The sequence below is a fragment of the Marinobacterium profundum genome (genome assembly GCF_001528745.1).
Lineage (GTDB): Bacteria > Pseudomonadota > Gammaproteobacteria > Pseudomonadales > Balneatricaceae > Marinobacterium_A > Marinobacterium_A profundum.
Genome location: NZ_BCNS01000157.1, coordinates 22098 through 43440, shown reverse-complemented (window position 1 = coordinate 43440; position 21343 = coordinate 22098). Strand labels below are relative to the sequence as shown.

Sequence of the window (21343 nt, the reverse complement as noted above, 5' to 3'; positions counted from 1 at the left end):
TGTTGAAAAGGCCCACAGGCTCTGATTGACAGCAGGGAAGGGCCTGAATAGGCCCCTCAGTTAGTTCTTTCGGGTTCTTTCAGGCAACCCGTGTGTCAGCCGGAGTGTCCAGACTAAACTGTTTAATGGCGGTTGCGATAATATGTCGGCCGATCGGTAGCGCTGAGGTGGCGGCGGGGGACGGCGCATTGCAGACGTTTATGGTACGGGCGCTATTGACGAACAGGAAGTCGTCGACCAGTTTACCGTCGTGAGATACCGCCTGGGCTCGCACGCCGGCCGGGTAGGGCTGCAGGTCCGCTTTTTCGATTATGGGGCAATACTTGCGCACCAGCTTCAGGTAACCGCCCTTGTGCAGTGAGTTTTTCAGTTCGGAGAGGCCCGGTCGCAAATTCTGCTTCAGCACCTTGATAATGCCTGGATAGGACAGGGTTTCGAGGCTGTCCCGCAACGAAATGTCGGTCTTGCGGTAACCCTCCCGTTTCCAGGCCAGTACCGCGTTGGGACCGACAGTGACGCTGCCATCGATCATCCGCGTCAGATGCACTCCAAGAAACGGCATCGATGGATCGGGAATCGGATAGATCAGATGGTTGACGATCTGATTGTGTTCGGGCTTGAGCCTGAAGTATTCGCCGCGGAATGGGCAGATCCGGAATGAGGGCTTCTGGCCAAGCATGCGCACGATACGGTCGGCCATAAGACCGGAGCAGGAAATCATATAGCGGCTGCTGAAGGTGCCCTGGCGGGTCTGGACCTGTACCTCTGACGCCCGCTCCTCAATGGTGGTGACGGTACTGTTGAAGTGGATCTCGCCACCCGTTGCAATGAACTCGCGTCCCATCGCTTCGGTGACGGCGCGGTAATCGACAATACCGCTAGAGGGGACGAAGATAGCACCCATGCCGGTGATATTGGGTTCACGTTCCTTCAGTTCGCCAGCGCTGAGCCAGTAGCGTTCCAGGCCGTTGGCCTCGGTGCGCTCCCATAAGGCCTTCATGCGCTCCATTTCCAGCGCGTTGGTGGCCACCAGCAATTTTCCGCATGTCTGATACGCAATGCCGTGGCTGTCGCAGAAGGCCTTGGTGTCGCGATTGCCTTCGAGGCAGAACTTCGCCTTCAGGCTGCCCGGGGTATAGTAGACACCGGCATGGATCACGCCGCTGTTATGGCCGGTCTGATGCTCGGCCAGCCGGGACTCTTTCTCGAGGACCAGAACCTTGCGCTCGGGAAAGGCTTTCAGCAATTGCATGGCCGTCGACATGCCAACGATGCCGCCGCCGATGATGATGAAATCGTACATCCAGACCTCACTTTTCGATCGCTTGGGCCACCGGTGCTACGGTGGCCGGAAGGTTGATGCGGCCCAGCCAGAGTTAACCTTAGGCTGAAGCGCTTGGTGTGCAGGGCAACCGTCAATGCCGGTAGCTGTTCGCGGCTGCCATGTTCAGGCGTTCGCTTACTGGCCCGGGTTGCGCAGGACCTTGGCGTGGGTGAAGTAGCCGCGCTGACGCATCAGTTCGCGACGCAGCCCTTCGTGCGGCGTGAACTTGTCACGGCCGTGGAGCCAGCAATGGTTGTTCATCAGCAGGAAGCTGCCGACCGGCACCGGAATGGACAGTTTTTGTGCGCTGTTCTCCAGGGCATCGGACAGATCGGCCAGCCATGTGCCTTCTGCGAAATCTTTCGGCTGCACGAACTGATCAATATAGGACATGATCGGCCGACCCAGGTTGTCGACATTGAACACCGGGTGGAATACGTCCTTGCGGATATTTTTGCTCGGCGGTGCGGCCCAGCGCATAACCCTGTGTGCCATCGGATCGGCGTTGAAGCACGCCAGATGTTCCCAGTCATCAAGATGCAACAGCAGGGAGTTTCCGCCGTCCATGTTCTGTTCATCGATTTTCAGCATCATCACGTAGTCGGTATCCTGCTCCACGTAGGTACCGTCATTATGCAGCTCCATGACTCGATGCGGCTGGCGCAGGTAGCTATCGGAGTTGTCCACATTCTGCACGACGAAACGAGCGTAGTACTGTCCGCTCATTGCATCGAGGTTGGAGCGTCCGAAGAGGTGCGCGACCGCCGTGGTGAGCTTGACCATCTCCTCAGCCTGTTCCACGCGTTCCAGCCCCTGCAGATTAATCAGCAGAGCACCGGTGGCACGGTCGGCCAGGGTCTCAATAAGCAGGGGCTGGAGCTGATTGCCGCAGAGGTCGTCCAGAATCTGGCCGGCCCGAAAGCGCAGGAAAGACTTGTACTCCAGCGCTTGCACCGGGTACTCGGCCATGGCTTCAACGAATTGACTGATGGTGTCGGCGGAGAAATCCAGCGACAGAAGCCGCTTGGAATAGTCACTCGCTCTCAGGGTAAAGCCCTGATAGTCAGTCATTCTGTTCAGATTAGCGGTGTTTTGGGCGGCGGCAACTTGAGTCATGGTGGCAACCTCGGAACGATAAGGGATAGGTTTAAGTGAATTAATATATTCGTTTTTTAAAAATATCTACATTTTTTGATTTCGTCAACAAAGTATTTGAATGCATTCTTTCTATCAGGCGAATTCAGTGGGTATAATCGGCTTGCTGTGAACTGACCCGGACTTTGTGACAAGCGATGATGATGGAAGCTGAACGACAGAATCAGGCGGTGATTGCCTACGGGCTGCTCAAGCGGGATATTACGAGCGGGCAATTCCGGCCGGGCGACAAGCTGCTCATGAGCCACCTGAAAGAGCGCTATCAGATCGGTGCCGGTCCTATGCGCGAGGCGCTGTCGCAACTGGTGGCCGAACGTATGGTCACGGCGGCCAGCCAGCGGGGCTTCCGGGTGGCGAAAATGTCACTGCAGGAACTGAACGACATCTACGATGCGCGCGCCCATCTCGAGGCTATGATCGTGCGCCTGGCCGTCGAGCGTGGCGATGAACACTGGGAAGCCGAGGTGATCGGCAAGGCCCACACGCTGGCCAGTGTTGCAGCACTCCACAGTACCGACGAGATGATATCCCTCTGGGACAAACGGCATAAGGAATTTCATACCGCCATCGCCCGGGGCTGCGGTTCGTCGAAACTGCTTGAGTTGCGCGCGACCCTGATGGATCAGGCTGAGCGCTATCGGCAGCTATGGTTACGTCAGACGGTATTTTCCACTGAAGCGCTGGTGAACAAGCGCCGGGAACATGCGGCGATAGTAGAGGCGCTGCTCGAGCGTGATGCGCAGCGGGCCGGAACCCTGATGTTGGATCATTTGCTGACGCCGGTGCCGATCATCACGGCGATCGTGCGCGAGGCGAAGCTCGCAGAGGAGTAGGCCTGCGCATTTTGGCAGGAAGGCCGCGGGCACTATATCTGCTGTAGCCAGTTCCTATGAACCACCTGAGTACCCTGATCGAGACTTCTCAACTGGCGGGCTGGCCACTGAACTCGTGGATGACGTCCAGAAAGAGCGCGGTGAGTCTGTTCGGCTGAGCGCGTTTCTTGGTAATGGCCGCGATCCCGAGGGTATAGAAGCGGTCATCACCGCCGAGCCGTTTCAGCTGGCCGCTCTGCACATAGGGCTCGGCATAGATTTCCGGCAGGAAGGCGATGAACTTGCCGGACAAAATCATCGCCAGTCGGGTTTCGTAGAAGTAGGCCGTCGCTCTCAGGCTCATGGCACAAAGCTGTTGACTGGCCTCCTCGTGGAGTTTCAGGCCGGGCTGTATCGCTGTATAGCCGTCGATCATCTCATCGGTGAGCTCGTCGTCGTTAAGCGCGAACAGGGGATTGGTCTGGCTACAGTAGAGCCGGCAGATATCGCTGTACAGGTGGATATAGTTTAGGCCGTCGAGCCTGCGGTGGTAGGGAGTCAGGCCCACATTAGCTTCATCGTTCAGCACTATGCGTTCGATATCGGACATCGCGGCGACCTCGCTGTGCAGTGTCATCTCCGGTGCCAGGTCGCAGAAGCGGCTGATCATTTCCGGGAATCGGCAACGCGGGTCCAGGCTGATGCCGTCGCTGACTACGATACGCAGTTCCCCTGCCGGGTTGTGACTCATCTCATTGGCAACATCGCGGAACTGCTCGAGGGAATCGAGCAGTTTGTTGGTCATTTCGTAGATCACTTGCCCCTCTTGGGTCAACGCAAAACCGCCTCGCCCGCGCCGGCATAGTGTCAGATTGAGACGCGCTTCAAGATTGGAGATATGGATGCTGACCGTCGAGCGACTGATATTGAGCTCAGTTTCGGCGGCGGAAAAACCACCGTTGTCGACCACCGCCTTGAATATCCGCAGCTGTTTAATTTCAAAGTCGCCGACCTGCCCGAGTGAGTAGTTCTTCTGACTCATGAGTTACTTTCTAAAACTAAACATTAAGAGACCATCATCTGTCGTGTGGCTGGCGATTGCTAGTATTGGGCGAATGACAGGGTGCATATATTAACGATGCGCAAAAATTCATGTTAAGCGACTTCGGATAGCATAACAATGCAATACAGCAATCTGAAACGAGAAGCGGCCTATATTAACGGTGCCTGGGTAACGGCGGACGACGGTGCAGTCATGGCGGTGATTAACCCGGCAGACGGTAAGCTCATCGCTAACGTACCGGATCTGGGCGTCGCGTCGGCCCGGGCGGCGATCGATGCGGCCAATGTGGCCTTTACCAGCTGGAAACATACCACTGCCAGAGCCCGTGCGGAGTTGCTGCGGCGTTGGCATGACCTGATCGTCGAGCACGCCGATCAGCTGGCCCGGCTGCTGACCCTAGAGCAAGGTAAACCGCTGCGCGAAGCAAAGGGCGAGGTTCTCTCTGCCGCCTCTTTCTTCGAGTGGTACGCCGAAGAGGCCAAGCGGACCTATGGCGAGAACATTCCGTCCAATAGCCGTCGCACCCGTTTGCTGACGATCAAGCAGCCGATTGGAGTAGTTGCGGCAATCACTCCCTGGAATTTCCCAATCTCGATGATCGCCCGTAAGGCGGCGCCGGCCATCGCCGCCGGCTGTACCATTGTCATCAAACCTGCGGAAGACACGCCGCTCTGTGCCTTGGCGCTGGCGGCGCTGGCGGAAGATGCGGGCATCCCGGCGGGCGTGATCAACGTCGTCACGACAGCGCGCCCGGTTGAAGTTGGACGTGAGCTCTGTACCCATCCGGTCGTGCGTAAGGTCTCGTTCACCGGTTCGACCCCTGTGGGCAAGGTCATCCTCAGTTTGGCGGCGCAAACCGTCAAGAAGGCCTCAATGGAGCTCGGCGGTAATGCACCGTTTATAGTGTTTGATGATGCCGATCTGGAGTCGGCGGTCGCCGGTGCCCTGGTGTCCAAATATCGTAATGCCGGCCAGACCTGCATTTGCACCAACCGGATCTATGTGCAGTCCGGACTTTATGAGCGTTTTGTCGCCCGTTATCAGCAGGAAGTGGAAAAGCTTCGCCTTGGTGCCGGCAGCGATGACAGTACCGATATCGGTCCGCTGATCAACGACGCGGCGGTGGCCAAGATCGACGGCCTGGTGCGCCGAGCGCTGGAACAAGGGGCAGTGCTGAACAGTGGTGGTTACCCGGTATCGCAGGGACAGCGTTTTTATCAGCCGACGTTATTAACCGAAGTGGATGAATCGATGGAAATTGCCCACGCCGAGCTATTCGGTCCGGTGTCCACGGTATTCCGTTTTGACAGCGAAGAGGAGGTGATTGCACGCGCCAATGCCACTCCCTACGGCCTCGCGGCCTATGTCTACAGTCGCGATATCGGGCGCGTCTGGCGGGTGTCCGAAGGGCTGGAGTTCGGCATGGTCGGGGTCAATGAAGGCATGATTTCCAATGAGCTAACTCCTTTCGGTGGCGTTAAGGAATCTGGACTCGGACGTGAGGGCTCACGTCACGGGATTGATGACTATTTAGAGCTGAAATATATCTGCATGGGCGGCATCTGACTGTGTTGTAGACGCTGGTTAGGAATTCATTTAATAGCGACCAAACCTTAGTTGGCGATGCGTTATTTTTCGCTTTGTCCGGTTGATATGTCGTTCAGGTTATACGTGTACCATTTGATCACTCTATTCGGGGTTTTTGTGAGATGAAAAAGTATAAAAGCCTAGATGCTTTTTGGATGCCCTTTACGTCGAACCGGTCTTTTAAAGCGAAGCCGCGTATTATCGAAAAAACAGAGGGCATTTATTGTTATACCGATGAAGGGCGCCAGGTTCTGGATGCGACCGCCGGCCTTTGGTGTGTCAACGCCGGTCATGGCCGCCCCGAGATAGCTGAGGCAATTGGCCGGCAGGCGCTTGAGCTTGATTATACCTCACCGTTCAGCTTCGGGCATGATATCGGTTTCGAGTTTGCCGAGCGTCTGATTCAGCATACGCCGGGAAACCTAAACAAGGTCTTTTTTGCCAACTCAGGTTCCGAAGCTGTTGAAAGCGCACTGAAAATTGCGCTGGCCTACCAGGTGGCCCGCGGTAAGGCTGGAAAATACAAGCTGATTGGCCGGGAATTGGCGTACCACGGGGTTAACTTTGGCGGTATATCGGTCGGGGGGCTGATGCCGAATCGCAAGGGGTTCGGGCCGTTGCTGCCGGTCGATCATCTGCCACATACGCTGGATTTGACCCGGAATGCCTTCAGCAAGGGGTTGCCGGAGCACGGGCTGGAAAAAGCCGATGCGCTGGAGGAGCTGATCCGGTTGCACGATGCCAGTAGTATCGCTGCGGTGATAGTGGAGCCGATTAGCGGTGCAGGTGGCGTTATCCTGCCACCGGCCGGCTACCTGAAACGGCTGCGCGAACTTTGTACCCAGCACGATATCCTGCTGATCTTTGATGAGGTTATCACGGGTTGGGGTCGACTGGGATCCGCCTTTGCATCCACCGAATTCGACGTGGTGCCTGACATGATCGTCTCGGCCAAGGGCATCACCAACGGTATCGTACCGCTGGGCGCCGTGTTCGTCGACGATGCCATTCACGACTGCATTATGGAAAGTGCCCCCGCTGGCGCCGTCGAGTTCTATCACGGCTACACCTACTCGGGTAACCCGGTCGCCTGTGCGGCGGGGCTTGCCACCCTGGATATCTACGAGCGTGAAGGCCTGTTGACACGAGCCTCCGGCGAGATCGGCCAGTACTGGCAGCAGTCGCTGCATTCGTTGCGGGATATCGAGCAGGTAGTGGATGTGCGCAACTACGGCCTGATCGGTGCAGTACAGTTTGCGGAAGGGGCTTTCGGCGACAAGCCGGTCGGCGCGGCCTTCCAGGGCACCTGCTACGACAACGGCGTGATGATTCGGGCGGTAGGCAACAGTATCGCCTTCTCGCCGCCATTGACCATCGAAAAGCCGCATGTCGATCAACTGGTGACCGCGATCCGCAAAACGGCTTCGCAGCTGTTTTGAGGGGGCTGCCGGATTTCCCTCGCCGCAGCGGCAGGTGAATGTTTGATGGCACCTCACCTTTAGGTGTGCAAGACGTGATGTAACGGCCGCAGGGCTGTTGTTAACCTGCCCGCGAACTGATGAGTGAATGGTCGGTTCGCGGCTATTTCAAATAACTAGAAAGGTAATTTTGGATGCGGACATTATTGGGTAGATTGAAGAAGCAATTGATGACGGGATCCGTTGCACTTCTGCTGGGCTGTACCACCCTGGTATCAAGCGCCTCGGCTGCGGAATACAACTGGCGTTTTGCCAACCTCTATACGCGAGGCACGGCGTTTGGTGAAGTTTATTCGAGCCTGGCACAGGATATTGAAACCATGTCCGGTGGGCGCATGGCCGTCAAAATGATGTATGCCGGAGAGGGTGTGGCGACCACCGGTATTCTGGGGGCGGTTAAATCGGGTCTTATTACTATGGGGGCACCTTTTCAGCCGATGAATGCCGGAGAGATGCCGGTGGGTATTGTTGAAGTGGGTCTGCCAGGCGGTACCGCCGATGTAGGGGAGCTCAGCGTCCTGTTTCATGAGAAGGGCTGGGATAAGGTGTTGAAAAGAGCCTACGGCGAGCAGGGGTTGGTATGGCTGGATCCCTATATTCAGCCGCCAGTCTACCTCTTGACCAAGGAACCGATCAATTCAATTGAAGACTTTAAGGGCTTGAAACTGCGGGCCCCGGGCGCCTATGGTAAATTCGTGCGCAAGCTCGGGGCTGCGCCTGTGTCCCTGACCTGGAGCGAAATCTATACCGCGCTGGCCACAGGGGTTATTGATGGCTCCATCGGCAGCAACCTGATTGATCATCGTGATGGTAACCATGTCGAAGTGGCGAAGTACATGTACCGTCTGCCGTTGGCCGGAGCCCAAGTGCTGCCGGTAGTGGTTAATCAAAGTGCCTGGAATAAATTGCCCGAAGACCTCAAAGCCATAGTGCAGTCTGCCACCGCCAAGCATGCGCAGCTGCAGATGACTAAGTCTCGTCTGTGGGAGTCAGAGGCTATCGCAGACATGGAAGCCAAGGGGATGCAGTGGAGCCCTCTGCCGAGCGCCGATGACCAGTCTGCCTGGGCCAGTGCAGGTGAGTCCCTGTGGGACGAGTACGCTGAGCAGGACAAATACAGCAAGCAGCTTGTAGATATCCTGAAATTGAAGTAATCGCCGACCCTCTAGACAGGGGCGCACTGTGCGTGCTGCGTCAATTATATTCATCGCCGCTACCCGAAGCGGGGGGCTAATTGTCGAAGGCACGGGTGTGGCCTCTGCCTATTCTTCTCAGAGCTTGTCCATGATTAAAAACGTTCTCAGAACCTACTGCGCCAGTGTTGAACGCCTAGTGGCCTTTATTGGCCGTTCCACCTCTTATCTGATGCCTTTGCTTGCTCTGATCGTGGCCTTCGAAGTGTTTTCCCGCTATCTACTGAATCAGCCAACTATATGGGCCTATGATTTGTCGTTGTTTTGCTTCGGTTATCTAGCGGCACTTGGCGGCGCCTATGCGCAACAGCGAAAGGCTCATATCAACGTCGATATTCTTTATATGTCGGTTTCCGGCAAGAGTCGCCGTATCTTTAATCTGTTGTCGGCGCTATTGGCGATTTTCTTTATGGTGATAGTCATTATTGTCTGCATCGAAAAGTTTAACGAAGCAATCGAGTTTAAATATCGCCGCATGAGTGAATGGGCGCCGAACATGCACCACTTCTGGCTTATGCTGGTGATCTCGGCGGTGCTGATGATCCTGCAGCTTTTCAGCGACATGATCAGGGATGCTTATCATCTACTGGCGGGAAAAGACCTGCTGCTGAATCCGAAGGAGGTCCGTGAAGATGGGAATTGAGTTGCTTACGGGTGTTTTGCTGCTTTGTATCCTGATTGCGTTTGTGATTGGAACACCGGTTGGTCTGGCGCTGGGCGGTATTGCCATGGCCGTGGGGTATGGCACCTGGGGCGAGGGGATTTTCAATATATTGCCCAGTACCTTTGAATCGACATTGTTCAGTTTTATCCTGCTGGCGATTCCGCTTTATATCTATATGGGCCAGTTGCTTACCCGCTCGGGCATTGGCGACGCGATGTTCAATGCCAGCCAGTTGATCATAGGACGGGTGCGCGGGTCATTGGCAATCAGCGTGGTGGGTGTCTGCTCCATGATTGGCGCAATGGTTGGTATTATCGGTGCTGGTATCATGACCTCCGGCAGTATTGCGCTAAGGCCGATGCTGGAGCGCGGCTATGACCGACGGCTGGCGCTGGGGGTGATTATGGCCGGCGGGGGCCTCGGGATTCTGATTCCTCCCAGTGTGCCTATGATCATGTTTGCAGCCTCCACCCAGAACTCTGTCGGGAGGATGTTCATTGCCGCATTGGTACCGGCGCTGGTTACGATCTGCCTGTTAGTGGCTTATATCGTTATCAGTTGCAAGCTAAATCCGGCACGTGCTCCGATGGGGACGGGAAAGGAAGCGTCGATGTCACCGCAGGAACAACTGCGGACGCTGCGGGATGGTCTGTTTTCTCTCTTGCTGATTATGGCGGTGTTGGGCAGTATTGTCAGCGGCATCGCGACACCGACCGAGTCCGGCGCCATTGGGGTCGTCGGGGCCTTGATACTTGCTTTCTTTTTCAAGCGTTTCCGCATGGGCATGTTTCGCATGGCCGGTATCGAGACGGCCATGCTGGTCAGTGTGGCTATGTGGATTATTCTGGGAGCCACGCTGTTCAGCAACTTTCATCTGATGATGGGCGTGCAGGATATGGTGGCCGGCTTCACCAAGGACTTGGGATTACCGCCTTTGGGCGTGGTAATTCTGATGCAGCTGATTATGTTGTTGCTGGGCTTCATTATCGATGAGTTCATCATCGTACTGATGTGCGCGCCGCTCTTTACTCCCATAGTGGTGGATCTTGGTTTTGATCCGATCTGGTTCGGTATTCTGATGATCCTGAATATTGAAATCGCGGTGCAGACGCCGCCCTATGGTTTTGCGTTGTTCTATCTGAAGGGAATTGCGCCCCCCGATGTCAGCATGCTGGATATCTACAAGTCGGTGACGCCCTTCATTCTGCTGAAGCTTATGGTTCTGGTGTTCTGCATGCTCTTTCCGGAGCTGGTCATGTGGCTGCCGAACCTGGTGATGGGGTAGGTAACGAGTATTGATTTTCTGAGATCAAGCGGGCGGTCAAGCTCTGCTGGTCGGGGCGGTAAGACTCTATTTTCGATCAGGTAGGTGCTCAAGATCGCACCCGTTTCTTTATCTTCTTTATTGCTGATCCCGCTCGGCGGATACTCAGGCTCGCAGCGGCCTCACGGCTACAGTACGGCCGCGGGGCCACCGCGGTTATAGGCATCCAGCAGGCCTGAGCCGATCACGGTGATATCGCTATGACGGTGCAGTGCCTGTACTTGGGCACAGGTTTTGATGCCAAAGTCGGTGGTGAGTGGGAGGGTTTTGGTGGCACGGATTGCGGCCACGTAGTCTTCCAACGACAAATCCGGGGTGCTGCTGCCAACTGTGGTTATGGGAGGCGGCCAGTCAAAAGGACTCGTAGGGAACGCTGGCAGTAAAGGCCGACATACCTCCTATTTCACCACTATAGCCTGGCACTGTTGTGATCATCAGGCCCCTAATCACCGTGGGCTGTAACTACTCTCATTGGTGTTATCAATCGATTCCGCAAAGGCAATTAATCTTCATGTTGCTTTGGCTTAATATCGGGCCGCCTGCTGTCGTATTGACTCGGCAGCTGAACAATTGTGGATGCGGAGACTGTGCTATGCGTCGAGTGGTTGTAACCGGAATGGGAATCGTATCGAGCCTGGGCAACAGTCTGGATGAAGTGTTTGCATCGCTAGTAGGCGGTTGCTCGGGCATCGGGATAAACAGCACTTACCGTGATGCAGGGCTGCGTTGTCATTTGTCCGGTCAGGTGACGGCTAATTCTGCGTCAATTGAGCGCAAGCAGGCACGTTTTATGGGGGATGCAGCTGTCTATGCCTGTTTGGCGATGCGAGACGCCATTGCCGATGCCGGACTGAATGCGGATTTGGTATCACATCCGCGAACAGGGTGTGTGCTGGGATCCGGGGGCGCGTCGAGTAAAGATATTGTCGAGGCTAACCGTCTGCTCGAAAATCAGGGCGCTCGCAAGGTCGGTCCCTATCGGGTACCCCGAACGATGGCGAGCACCGCGTCGGCTTGTGCATCTAGCTATTTTGGCATCAAAGGGCTGAACTACTCTATTGGATCGGCCTGTGCCACCAGTGCGCACTGTATAGGTCATGCCTTCGAGCAAATCCAGTTCGGCAAGCAGGAAATTGTTTTTGCCGGCGGTGCGGAAGCCGAGCACTTGAGTCAGAGCTGCATGTTTGATGGGATGGGCGCCTTTTCAACCCGCTTTAACGCCACACCTGAGCGGGCGAGCCGACCCTATGACCGGGATCGCGATGGGTTTGTGATCAGTGGTGGTGGGGGGGTAATGGTACTTGAGGAAAGGGATCACGCCCTGCGCCGCGGTGCCCATATCTATGCCGAAGTGGTGGGATATGGCACCGCTTCGGATGGCCTGGATATGGTGGCGCCCTCCGGCGAGGGCGCTCTGCGCGCAATGCAAATGGCACTGGATAGCTGGCACGGACCTGTTGATTACCTCAACACCCACGGGACCAGTACCCAGGCCGGTGATCTGGTGGAAATTCGCGCGGCGCTGGCTGCCTTTGGCGGTGAAGTGCCGCCGTATAGCTCGACTAAGGCACTGAGTGGCCATGCGCTGGGAGCGGCCGGTGTGCATGAGGCCATCTACTCATTGCTTATGATGCAACAGGGCCTGATGATCGCGTCCCATAATATCGAACAGCTGGATCCGGAACTGGAAGGCTGTCCGCCGATTCATGAAACCCGTAGTGGCTGCCGGGTCGATACGGTGATGTCTAATAGCTTCGGGTTTGGCGGCGTAAATGCCAGTCTTATTTTTGCTCGACATTGAGCAAGGGTAGACTTCATGGTTGCCATTGCGAGGTTCCTGAAGTGTTCGAATGTCATGGCTGGATTGAAGATAGAAAGAGCCCCTGATTAATATATAAAACGCTGCCTGGCGCGAGTTTTGGCCAGTCTACGGAACTGCTCTGCCAGCTTAAAGACCGTCTGGTATTCTGCGTGTAACTTGTAAAACCGGCGCAACTCCACCAGTACCGAAAAGGGCGCGGCCCCTCGCGACAGAGCGTCAAGTCTTGACGGTAGGTCGCCTCCATTTCAGGGGATGCCCCTTGATGGCCATCCTTCGGGACCGATACCAAGCTGTAACCTCAGCTCCTGCTCGTTTCGCCGTGCGCTTTCCGCTAAGGTCAGAATCAAGTTGAGAACTCGTGTGAGTGGGTCTTTGGATTTTTTGGATGGCGGAACCTTGTCGTGCTGGCTGTACTGATGGGCCAGCTCGCTGCAATGATCTTCCAAATGCGCTCTGAACAGGATCTCGATCGCGGTGGCTGTGCGTTTATGCCGCTGGCGGCGATATTCGAGTAGTGTCGTGGGATCGTAGTCTGTGGATGAGTCAGAGGCATTACTCACCTCTCAATCTTAAAGTGCCTGCTTGAGTAGCTCCTTGAACCGTCGTGCGCTAGGGCTTTCGTAGGCCGTGTTCCAGGCTGCGACAGTTTCGATGATGCTCTGGTCTTCCTCTAGTGGTACCACGACGATATCCCGGCGCGTGAAGTTTTTTACGCACTCCGCATAGAGTGAGATTCCCATATTGGCGGCCACCAGGCCGAAAATACCATTACTGGTGGAAGCCTCCTGAATTATTTGAGGAATAAAACCGGCCTTTTGGCAAATGGTGAATATATGGGCTCGGAAGGCCTGCCAGCCGCCTTCCGAGCCGATAATAAACTTCTCGTCGGCCAGCTCTTTCAGTCGGATTGTTTTGCGCTGGGCCAGTGGATGCTTGACCGGAAGGATTACCACCGTTTTTTCCCGGTCCACCAGCAAGGATTCGATGCAGCCGTCCTCGGACGGCCCTATTAAGAAACCGATATCTATCTGGCAGTCGCGTAGGGCTTCATGCTGGAGATGAGATGGTATATAGCTGAGTTCGACCGCAACCTGTGGGAACTTTTCCTTAAAGGCTTCGAGAATGCGCGGCAGGTTGCCGTTGATCGAGAAGTCATTATAAGCAATTGTAATATGGCCAATGTCCCCTTCGGCAGCGCGTTGCGCAAGATGGACTCCGCGCTCGATATGACTGAATGCCAGCCGACATTCATCCTGAAGCAGCCGGCCAGCCTCTGTCAGTGCTACCTGGCGGGTTGTTCGGGCAAATAACTCGGCCTTCACTTCATTCTCCAAATTCTTTATCAGGCGACTGAGGGCAGGCTGGGTGATAAACAGCGCCTCTGCTGCTTTCTTGAAATGGAGCAGTTCGGCAACGGCCATGAAGGCTTTCAGGTGGCGCAGATCAAATCGAACATTAATGCTCATGGAGTTATCAATTCTTCATTAAAATGAATTAGACGGTATCAATTGCCGAGCATAGACTAGGTTGCAAGTGGTGACAAGTTGAACAGCCACCGGATTCAGGGCCCTGGAACCTTTCGAATAAGTATAAAGATGGAGCAGAGTCTCATGTCTCAAGATCACAAGGGTATGCGCAATCATGCATCCCGAACGACTGTTCGCAAAAGTCGGCAGCAATCTGGCTCAGCAATCGACGTACAGAGGAAGCAAGCACTATGGCACGTATAGGCGTAGATGTAGGCGGGACGAATACGGACTTGATACTGGAAACCACGGAGCGTGACTCGATCGGCCGCGCGATCTTCAAGCACAAGGTGCCAAGTACCCTCGAGGATCAATCAATCGCCGTGATGCGGGGGGTATTGGAGCTCTGCAATCAGGCGGGTATCGGCAAGGAAGAGGTGGATCTGATCGTTCACGGCACCACAGTCGCAACCAATATCTCTATCGAGCACAACGGTGCTGAAGTGGGAATGCTGACGACCAAAGGCTTTCGCGACATCCTGCATATCGGACGGCACAAGCGGCCGCATAACTTTTCGCTGCATTTCGATGCTCCCTGGCAAACAGATCCGCTGGTCAGGCGTCGCAATCGCATACCCATCAACGAGCGGGTACTGCCACCGCACGGTGATGTTGAAACGGCTCTGGATGAAGCAGAGGTGCGAGAGGCGGCCCGGTTGCTTAAATCCCGCGGTGTTGAGGCGGTCATCATCGGCTTTCTCTATTCCTTCCTGAATCGGGACCACGAATTGCGAGCCAAGGAGATTGTGCAACAGGAGATGCCGGACGCTTATGTTTGCTGTTCGAGCGAAGTCGTCGATGTCATGCGTGAATACGAACGTTTTTCCACTACCGCAATGAACGCCTATATAGGCCCCCGAACCTCATTCTATCTGATCCATCTTTCCAGCCAATTACGTGAAAATGGCATCGATGCCGAACTGCGCATTATGCAGTCCAATGGCGGTGTCGCAACGGTTGAGAGCTGCTGCGAGCGCCCGGTGAATATCCTGATGTCCGGCCCCGCTGGCGGGGTGATCGGGGGACATTATTTCGCCAGCCTCGATGGTGAGCGCAACCTGATTACCGTGGATATAGGGGGGACGTCGGCCGATATCTCCACTCTGGTTGATGGCAGCATCAAGATTATGAATCCGCGGGACTCCTACGTATCCGGCCATCCGGTGCTGGCGCCGATGATTGATCTGATTACCATTGGGGCGGGTGGTGGCTCGATAGCGTTCGTCGACGAGGCGGGAGGCTTTCAGGTCGGGCCGCGCTCGGCTGGATCAAACCCGGGGCCGGCCTGTTATGGCCGAGGAGGCAGCGAACCGACGGTGACGGACGCCAATATTGTCCTCGGTAGGCTGGACCCTGATCAGATGCTTGGCGGCGATCTCAAGGTAGACCGGGCGCTGTCGGAACAGGCCATTCGCGAGAAGATTGCCGAACCTTTAGGGCTGTCGCTAGAGGAAGCGGCGCTGGGTATCCTCAAGATCGTTAATAACAACATGGCCCTGGCCATTCGCTCCAGCTCTGTTGCACGGGGGGTTGATCCACGCGATTTCGTGCTGATGCCCTTTGGCGGGGCAGGGCCGGTGCATGGTCCGGCACTGGCCGAGGAAGTGAACGCGAAGGCGGTACTGGTGCCGCCTGCCCCTGGTATTACAGCTGCCGCTGGTCTCCTTACGACTGATATTCAGTACGAGAATACCCGGTCTCTGATGTGTGACCTTAATACCATTAGCGATCAGCAGCTTGAGCGTTTACAGCTGAGTATGGATAGCCTGGAGAGCGAGGTTCGTGAGCAACTGCGCAATGACGATGTATCGGAAGAGATGATGCGCATCAGTCGGATCGCCGAGTGTCGCTACTATGGCCAGGGCTTCGAGTTGCGGGCCGAGTTCCCCGCGGGAGCTATCGATAGCAATGCGGTAAATCAGGTTATTGAAACCTTTCATCGGCAGCATGAGCAGGACTACGGCTACTGCTTTGAGGGGGCGGTTGTTGAGCTTGTGACATTGCGCCTGATCGGAAATTCTGAGTCGCAAAAGCTCGAATGGCCACCGCTGGCTGCTGCTCAGCCCGGTGATACTGTCGATGCGTTTCTCTACGAGCGCGAAACAATATTCGACGATGGTAGCGCACGCATAACACCCCGCTACGACCGCTCGCGATTGCGGGCAGGGCAATTGATCGAGGGGCCAGCCATGCTGATGCAGCATGACTCCACGTCGCTGGTGCCACCGGGCTGGGTCGCCAAAGTGACGCCCTACGGCAATGTCATCATCTCCCAACATTAAATGCGAGGACGAGGCCATGAACACTATTAAAGTTGACCCGATCACCCTGCAGGTGATCAGCGGGGCGCTCGATACCATCGCCGAAGAGATGGGGCATGTGCTGTACCGCATGTCGTTCTCGTCGATCATACGTGAATCCCAGGACCTGGGGGCCGGGCTGTTTGACCTGAATTACCAGACGATCTGTGAATCAGAATCGACGCCAATGCATATCGGTTCAATCCCGGCCTACCTGCGGGGTATTGAACAGACCCTGCAGGGTGGCGAATGGCATGAAGGTGATGTTGTGGTGCACAACCACCCTTACTACGGCTCAAGCCACAGCCCGGATCTGGCCGTGATCATTCCAATTTTCCACGAAGGTGAACTGATCGCCTTTGCGGGCAATACCGCCCACCATATCGATATCGGTGCGGCTACACCGGGGCTGATCATTGATGTCGCCGATGTCTATGCCGAAGGCATGCTGCTCGCTGGCATCAAACTGTACGAAAAGGGCAAGCGTAATGAGGGTCTTGCGCAAATGATCACCCATAACAGCCGTGCCTCGACGCAGCTGATACGGGATATCGAGGCCCAGGTCGCCTCTGCGCAGTTAGGTGTAAAACGATTCAAGGAGCTGCTGACGCGTTATGGCAAAGACACCGCCTTCGCGGCGATCGAGCAGTTAATCGACTATTCCGAAACCATGCTACGGCAGCGTATTGCAGCGATTCCGGACGGTGATTATCGCGCAGAGGGGTTCCTCGATGATGATGGCCGCAATCGTGAAACCCGATTGCCGGTGGTTGTCACGGTAACGGTGGCGGGGGATTCAGTCACGGTCGACCTGACCGGCTCCGCCGACCAGACGCCAACTGCTTACAACGTACCCTTTGAAGGCTCCTGTAAGGTGGCGGCTTACGCAGCCTTTCGTATGCTTTTGCTCGATAGCTACACACTGGAAACGCCGGTGCCGTCGAATGAGGGATCGTTCCGGCCCATCAAGGTGGTAGCGCCCAAGGGGTCCATCTTTAATCCGATATTCCCGGCAGCGGCTGAGGCACGCTTTACCCAGTGCAATCGTATGATCGATCTGATCATCCGTGCCCTGGCACCGGTGCTGCCGGAGCGTGTGATTGCAGGTAGCTCGGCGTCAATCTCTTTTGCGTCCTATTCGGGCCTGAAGGAGGGCGGCGACTACTGGGTGTTTCTTGAGGTCAATGAAGGCGCCTATGGCGGGCGGCCACGTTCGGATGGCCCGGACTGCATTGACAACCTGATGGCAAATACGCGCAACAACCCGATTGAAGACCTGGGCATGCATCTGCCGATGATCTGCGATCGTTACGAACTGCGTGACGATGTCATGCCGGGAGCAGGCAAGCACCGCGGTGGTATAGGGGTGGTTAAGGCGCAACGCGTTTTAACGCCAGGTTTTATTACCCATGAGAGTGAACGCCATTACGATGTGCCCTGGGGCATCTTCGGTGGCACTGATGGCGCGGTGGGCAGAACCGAGATCTACAACGCGGCCAACCCCGATGAGCGTACTCTGATGCCGTCCAAGTTTTCCGGTTACGCCACTCAGGCCGGCGATGTGATGGCCTACTATTCGCCCTGCGGCGGCGGCTACGGTGACCCGCTGGAGCGCACGCCAGAGCAGGTTCGCGAGGACGTACTAGATGACTTCTGCAGTCTAGAGCATGCCCGTGACATCTATGGTGTGGTGCTCAGCGAAGCGGTAGTGATCGATGCGGATGCAACCCAGCGCCGTCGTTCAGAAATGCGACAACGCCAGGCTATCTCGGCCTAACGCAGGCTTCAATCCGGGAGCGGACGCCGTCCGCTCCCACCCGTTCGATTACTACATCAATAGGGTACCCTATTATGACTTCCGATACATCATCGGCTGTGGCTGGCGCTCGTCTCGAGTCCGCCGCAGTCAATCATTTGCTCGAAGAATCCATTTTGCCGGTCAGCATACAGCAGCGCCCCATCGGCGCGCTGGGGTTTGTCTGGATATGGATTGGTATCGCGGTGATTATCGCGACCTTTCAGCTTGGCGCCAACGGTGTCGCCGGCCTACCGCTACCACAGGTGGTCGGCATTATCCTGGTTGCCAACCTGGTGCTGGCGTTACTGATGACGCTAACCGCCGATATTGGCACCGAACACGGCCTGTCGTTTTCGGTTTACCTGCGTGCTCCCTTCGGCATCTACGGTACACATCTGCCGTCGATATTCCGTGGCCTGATCGCAGCGATCTGGTTTGGTATCCAGACGTACCTTGGCGCGCTGGCGCTTAACGGCATTGTCGAATACCTGAGTGGATTCTCCAGCTGGCCTCTATGGTATCTCGTGTTTGCGCTGGTGCAGATTGGGAATACCGCGCTGGGTATCAAGGCCGTTGAAGTGCTGGCATCCATTGCAGCACCGGCCATCATGGCGATCTCTGTGTGGATGTATTTCACCCTGGATGTACTGGCCAACACCCAGGGCATCAATATCTGGACCTTCGTCGGCGAGCAAGAGATCGCGCCGCTGACGCTGTTCCTAGCCAATGTGGCCTTCTGGTCGACCCTGGCTATCGATATTCCGAATATTACCCGCTATGTGAAAACCGAATCGGGGGCGCGGGTTTTTGTTCGGCGTAACAAAAACATCTTTGTGGCCCAGCTGATTGCACTGCCGCTGACTCAGACCTGGATCGCGGTGATTGGCGCCGCATCCTTTATCGCCGCTGGTGACTGGAATCCGATCAATGTGATCCAGGGACAGAGTGAGGGACTGAGTCTAATAGTGCTGCTGGCGTTGGTACTACTGGCACAGTGGTCAACCAACAACGCGGCCAACCTGATTCCGGCGGCCTTGACCTTTGTCAATGCCGGTGCACCCTACATAAAGTACCCGGTGGCGGTGCTGCTTACCGGAATTATTGGCACTCTGGCAATGCCCTGGGTCATTCTCGATAATCTCTTTGCTTTCCTGTTTTCCTATGGAGCCTTTCTATCGGCCATCGGCGGCATAATGATCGCAGACTACTATCTGATCCGTCGTCGCCGTCTCAATGTGCCGGAACTCTATCGGGCCGAGGGTCAGTACCGCTACAGCAGTGGTTTCAACCTGGCGGGCATTCTTGCCTGGGCCCTTGCTGGCGGGCTGGCCTTTTTCTCTGGAAGCTGGGCGTTTGTCGTTGGTTTTGCCGCCGGCCTGGTGTTCTATTACTTGCTGATGAAATTCTGGGTACTAAAACAGCATCCTCAGGCCGAAGTTCGCGCAGTTGACGGCGACCATTATCTGGCGACCAGCGTTGGCGTTAACTGGGTGCATGATCCGGCCTCTGGTGGCTTTCGGCGGATTAAGACCGAGCAGCTGGCGCTGAATGGCAACGAGGAGGTTTCATAAGCCGACCAGAATCCTGATCTAGGGATGGTGCAAATACCGGCCGGTCCCATTTACTGTATCCTTTTTATGCCTCGACTCGTTCGGGGCCTTTTTTTGCGTGGGGGAAGGTGTCGAATTATCTATCCGGTCAGTTTTTTGATGGCGGCCCAGAGGGCCTTTCACCCGTTGGGGAGCCGGAGTGACCTCGTGATGATGAGTTGCGGAAGGGCGGTGAGAGCCTGAGCGAAGAAGGTCGCTGCGTGAGTGAGCTTAAAATGGAGTTGCTTGACACCAGTTGGTTCCTGTCGGTGACCGAGAAACTGCTCTGTCGGCGTTCTACCAGGGCCCACATCGGCGCGTGGGCGGGCTTTAGAAAGGCGCTGCGGCAAGGCCTAGAACGATGCCACGATGTCGTTAACTCTATATCGGCGATAAGGTTTTTTTGGACTGTTTTATGGGTAATGAAGTGGCGTTAACCGACTAGCGTTGGCGCTCGGTTGAGCGAAGGCATTAGATGAATTCCTCGAGGAAAGAAGGTTTGTTTCTTCGGATCGATGCCTATTCGTTGGCCGAATCAAGCCGATGGTTGTGACGTTTTTGGCCGTCGGACAGTGGGCGTGCGCCCCATTGCGTTGTATTTTAGGGCGATTGCCGCGAAGCCTAGCAGTCATGGCCGCGATCGGAGTAGACATTCGGGCTGGTGTTATAAAGGGCAATTACCTGGTCGCAGCGGCGGTTGTCATGCACGGAAGCGGTGCCGGTCTCAATTGAGCGAATCACCTTATAACGTGATTAGTTCAGGCTTTATCTGACACCTTGTAGCCGAAATGGCGCTTGCCATGCTTTTGGTCCAGGTGGCATCCAGGTCTTTCTGACTGCGCTGGGCCTGCTTCCAGTCGACGGGCGTGGCCTGCTGCTTGATGATGTCTTTTCATGACTGCGAATACGCTGCTTGGGCAGGGGCAAGCGTCGCATCGATGATCTGACCGCCGCTCGCAATATAGCTCCTGCGCATCAGTTGGTTCACTACACCATCAAACAAAGCTTTGGTGCCTGCATCATCAATCTTCGCGTCAGACAGGTTGTATCGCAGTTTGAACACCAGAACACGCACCACCGTGTTCGCCGTCTAGAAGGGAGGCCGGCCACTCTGCAGGGCGCAACTTGACCAACGATTGCCGCCAGGGGAAAAAGTCGATGTGCAGATTGATCTCCACCAGCGGATCAACCAGGCGATAATTATTCTCCCGGTGCTGGTCGACGGCAAACAAATCGGTTTTGAGGGCACTGTGTGGTTTTTCATCGGTGTCAGTCCATCGCTGTATCAGACGCAATGAATTTAACTCAAGGGTACTGCGGGCCTGCGAGGTTTTTCGAGGTGCCTTTTAGTCAGCATGGTTCACGTTACTCGGTCTCGGGCAACAGTTTCAGGGCTCTTGAGAAAAAAGCTGAAAGGGTATCCGCTGCAAGGGACGCTCCGAGCGTTCTCCACGCTGTAATTTGAAGTCACTCAGTACATACACCCTTCCGAATTTTTGTTTCGCTGATACCTGAATTCGCATATTGGAACGCTACGGTTTTCGGATGAGTTATATGCAAGGTGCCACTTCGAGGGGGGCACTGATAAGGCGTGGCGACACATTGTGGCACAGCATATTAGAGGGTGAATGGAGCACCTCGACCGCCTGCACGAAGAGGACTTCCTACTTCTGGGGCGAGGTTACTCCAGTCACTGGTTGGTGGTATA

Annotated in this window: 17 protein-coding genes; 11 read left to right on the top strand and 6 right to left on the bottom strand. The window is 55.6% G+C overall.

Going from position 1 to position 21343, the window contains the following annotated elements; all coding sequences use genetic code 11:
* Positions 1 to 79 precede the first annotated feature (79 nt).
* Both lhgD and glaH read right to left on the bottom strand, forming a co-directional pair.
* Positions 80 to 1303: an L-2-hydroxyglutarate dehydrogenase gene (gene lhgD, locus MPRO_RS18925; protein WP_067296662.1), complete on the bottom strand. Its 1224-nt coding sequence runs from the start codon at positions 1301 to 1303 to the stop codon at positions 80 to 82.
* Positions 1304 to 1459: 156 nt separating this feature from the next.
* On the bottom strand, positions 1460 to 2440 hold the full coding sequence (gene glaH, locus MPRO_RS18920) for a glutarate dioxygenase GlaH (protein ID WP_067296659.1): 981 nt from the start codon (positions 2438 to 2440) through the stop codon (positions 1460 to 1462).
* A gap of 182 nt (positions 2441 to 2622) precedes the next feature.
* Between glaH and csiR the strand changes: the two genes are divergently transcribed.
* Positions 2623 to 3312: a DNA-binding transcriptional regulator CsiR gene (gene csiR / locus MPRO_RS18915; RefSeq protein ID WP_067296655.1), complete on the top strand. Its 690-nt coding sequence runs from the start codon at positions 2623 to 2625 to the stop codon at positions 3310 to 3312.
* A gap of 88 nt (positions 3313 to 3400) precedes the next feature.
* Here the strand turns inward: csiR and MPRO_RS18910 are convergent, their stop codons facing one another.
* A complete protein-coding gene (locus MPRO_RS18910; protein WP_067296652.1) occupies positions 3401 to 4333 on the bottom strand; it encodes a LysR family transcriptional regulator in 933 nt (310 codons plus the stop codon).
* Positions 4334 to 4471: 138 nt separating this feature from the next.
* Between MPRO_RS18910 and MPRO_RS18905 the strand changes: the two genes are divergently transcribed.
* From MPRO_RS18905 to MPRO_RS18885, 5 genes are all read left to right on the top strand, one after another.
* A complete protein-coding gene (locus MPRO_RS18905; protein WP_082708969.1) occupies positions 4472 to 5920 on the top strand; it encodes an NAD-dependent succinate-semialdehyde dehydrogenase in 1449 nt (482 codons plus the stop codon).
* A gap of 143 nt (positions 5921 to 6063) precedes the next feature.
* The gene (gene aptA, locus MPRO_RS18900) at positions 6064 to 7380 is read left to right on the top strand and encodes an omega-aminotransferase AptA (RefSeq protein ID WP_067296645.1); all 1317 of its coding nucleotides are present in this window, start codon (positions 6064 to 6066) and stop codon (positions 7378 to 7380) included.
* Positions 7381 to 7589: 209 nt separating this feature from the next.
* Complete coding sequence (locus tag MPRO_RS18895; RefSeq protein WP_245635141.1) at positions 7590 to 8573, top strand: TRAP transporter substrate-binding protein; 984 nt, start codon at positions 7590 to 7592, stop codon at positions 8571 to 8573.
* Between the two features lie 28 nt (positions 8574 to 8601).
* Positions 8602 to 9255, top strand: coding sequence for a TRAP transporter small permease subunit (locus MPRO_RS18890; RefSeq protein WP_245635140.1), 654 nt, complete (start codon positions 8602 to 8604; stop codon positions 9253 to 9255).
* Positions 9245 to 10561, top strand: a complete 1317-nt coding sequence (locus MPRO_RS18885; protein WP_067296637.1) for a TRAP transporter large permease — start codon at positions 9245 to 9247, stop codon at positions 10559 to 10561. The genes MPRO_RS18890 and MPRO_RS18885 overlap by 11 nt, the downstream gene beginning before the upstream one ends.
* Positions 10562 to 10728: 167 nt before the next feature.
* On the opposite strand, the gene MPRO_RS25950 is transcribed toward MPRO_RS18885, so the two are convergent.
* Complete coding sequence (locus tag MPRO_RS25950) at positions 10729 to 10902, bottom strand: beta/alpha barrel domain-containing protein (protein WP_158651876.1); 174 nt, start codon at positions 10900 to 10902, stop codon at positions 10729 to 10731.
* A gap of 290 nt (positions 10903 to 11192) precedes the next feature.
* Here MPRO_RS25950 and MPRO_RS18880 point away from each other — a divergent pair, with 290 nt between their 5' ends.
* Positions 11193 to 12401 carry a beta-ketoacyl synthase N-terminal-like domain-containing protein gene (locus MPRO_RS18880; RefSeq protein WP_067296634.1) on the top strand — a complete coding sequence of 403 codons (1209 nt, stop codon included), beginning with the start codon at positions 11193 to 11195 and terminating at the stop codon, positions 12399 to 12401.
* Positions 12402 to 12991: 590 nt separating this feature from the next.
* Here the strand turns inward: MPRO_RS18880 and MPRO_RS18875 are convergent.
* Positions 12992 to 13888 (bottom strand): LysR family transcriptional regulator, encoded by an 897-nt coding sequence (locus tag MPRO_RS18875; RefSeq protein ID WP_067296630.1) that lies wholly within the window; start codon positions 13886 to 13888, stop codon positions 12992 to 12994.
* A 251-nt stretch (positions 13889 to 14139) separates the two neighbouring features.
* On the opposite strand from MPRO_RS18875, the gene MPRO_RS18870 reads away from it, so the two are divergent.
* The 3 genes from MPRO_RS18870 to MPRO_RS18860 all read left to right on the top strand — a co-directional run bounded on the left by MPRO_RS18870 (position 14140) and on the right by MPRO_RS18860 (position 19617).
* On the top strand, positions 14140 to 16230 hold the full coding sequence (locus MPRO_RS18870) for a hydantoinase/oxoprolinase family protein (protein ID WP_067296627.1): 2091 nt from the start codon (positions 14140 to 14142) through the stop codon (positions 16228 to 16230).
* A 16-nt stretch (positions 16231 to 16246) separates the two neighbouring features.
* Positions 16247 to 18025 (top strand): hydantoinase B/oxoprolinase family protein, encoded by a 1779-nt coding sequence (locus MPRO_RS18865; protein WP_067296623.1) that lies wholly within the window; start codon positions 16247 to 16249, stop codon positions 18023 to 18025.
* Positions 18026 to 18099: 74 nt separating this feature from the next.
* Positions 18100 to 19617: an NCS1 family transporter gene (locus MPRO_RS18860; RefSeq protein WP_067296620.1), complete on the top strand. Its 1518-nt coding sequence runs from the start codon at positions 18100 to 18102 to the stop codon at positions 19615 to 19617.
* A gap of 910 nt (positions 19618 to 20527) precedes the next feature.
* On the opposite strand, the gene MPRO_RS18855 is transcribed toward MPRO_RS18860, so the two are convergent.
* Positions 20528 to 20713, bottom strand: coding sequence for a hypothetical protein (locus MPRO_RS18855; RefSeq protein WP_067296617.1), 186 nt, complete (start codon positions 20711 to 20713; stop codon positions 20528 to 20530).
* Positions 20714 to 20795: 82 nt separating this feature from the next.
* Between MPRO_RS18855 and MPRO_RS25945 the strand changes: the two genes are divergently transcribed.
* A complete protein-coding gene (locus MPRO_RS25945) occupies positions 20796 to 20933 on the top strand; it encodes a hypothetical protein (RefSeq protein ID WP_158651875.1) in 138 nt (45 codons plus the stop codon).
* Positions 20934 to 21343 lie beyond the last annotated feature (410 nt).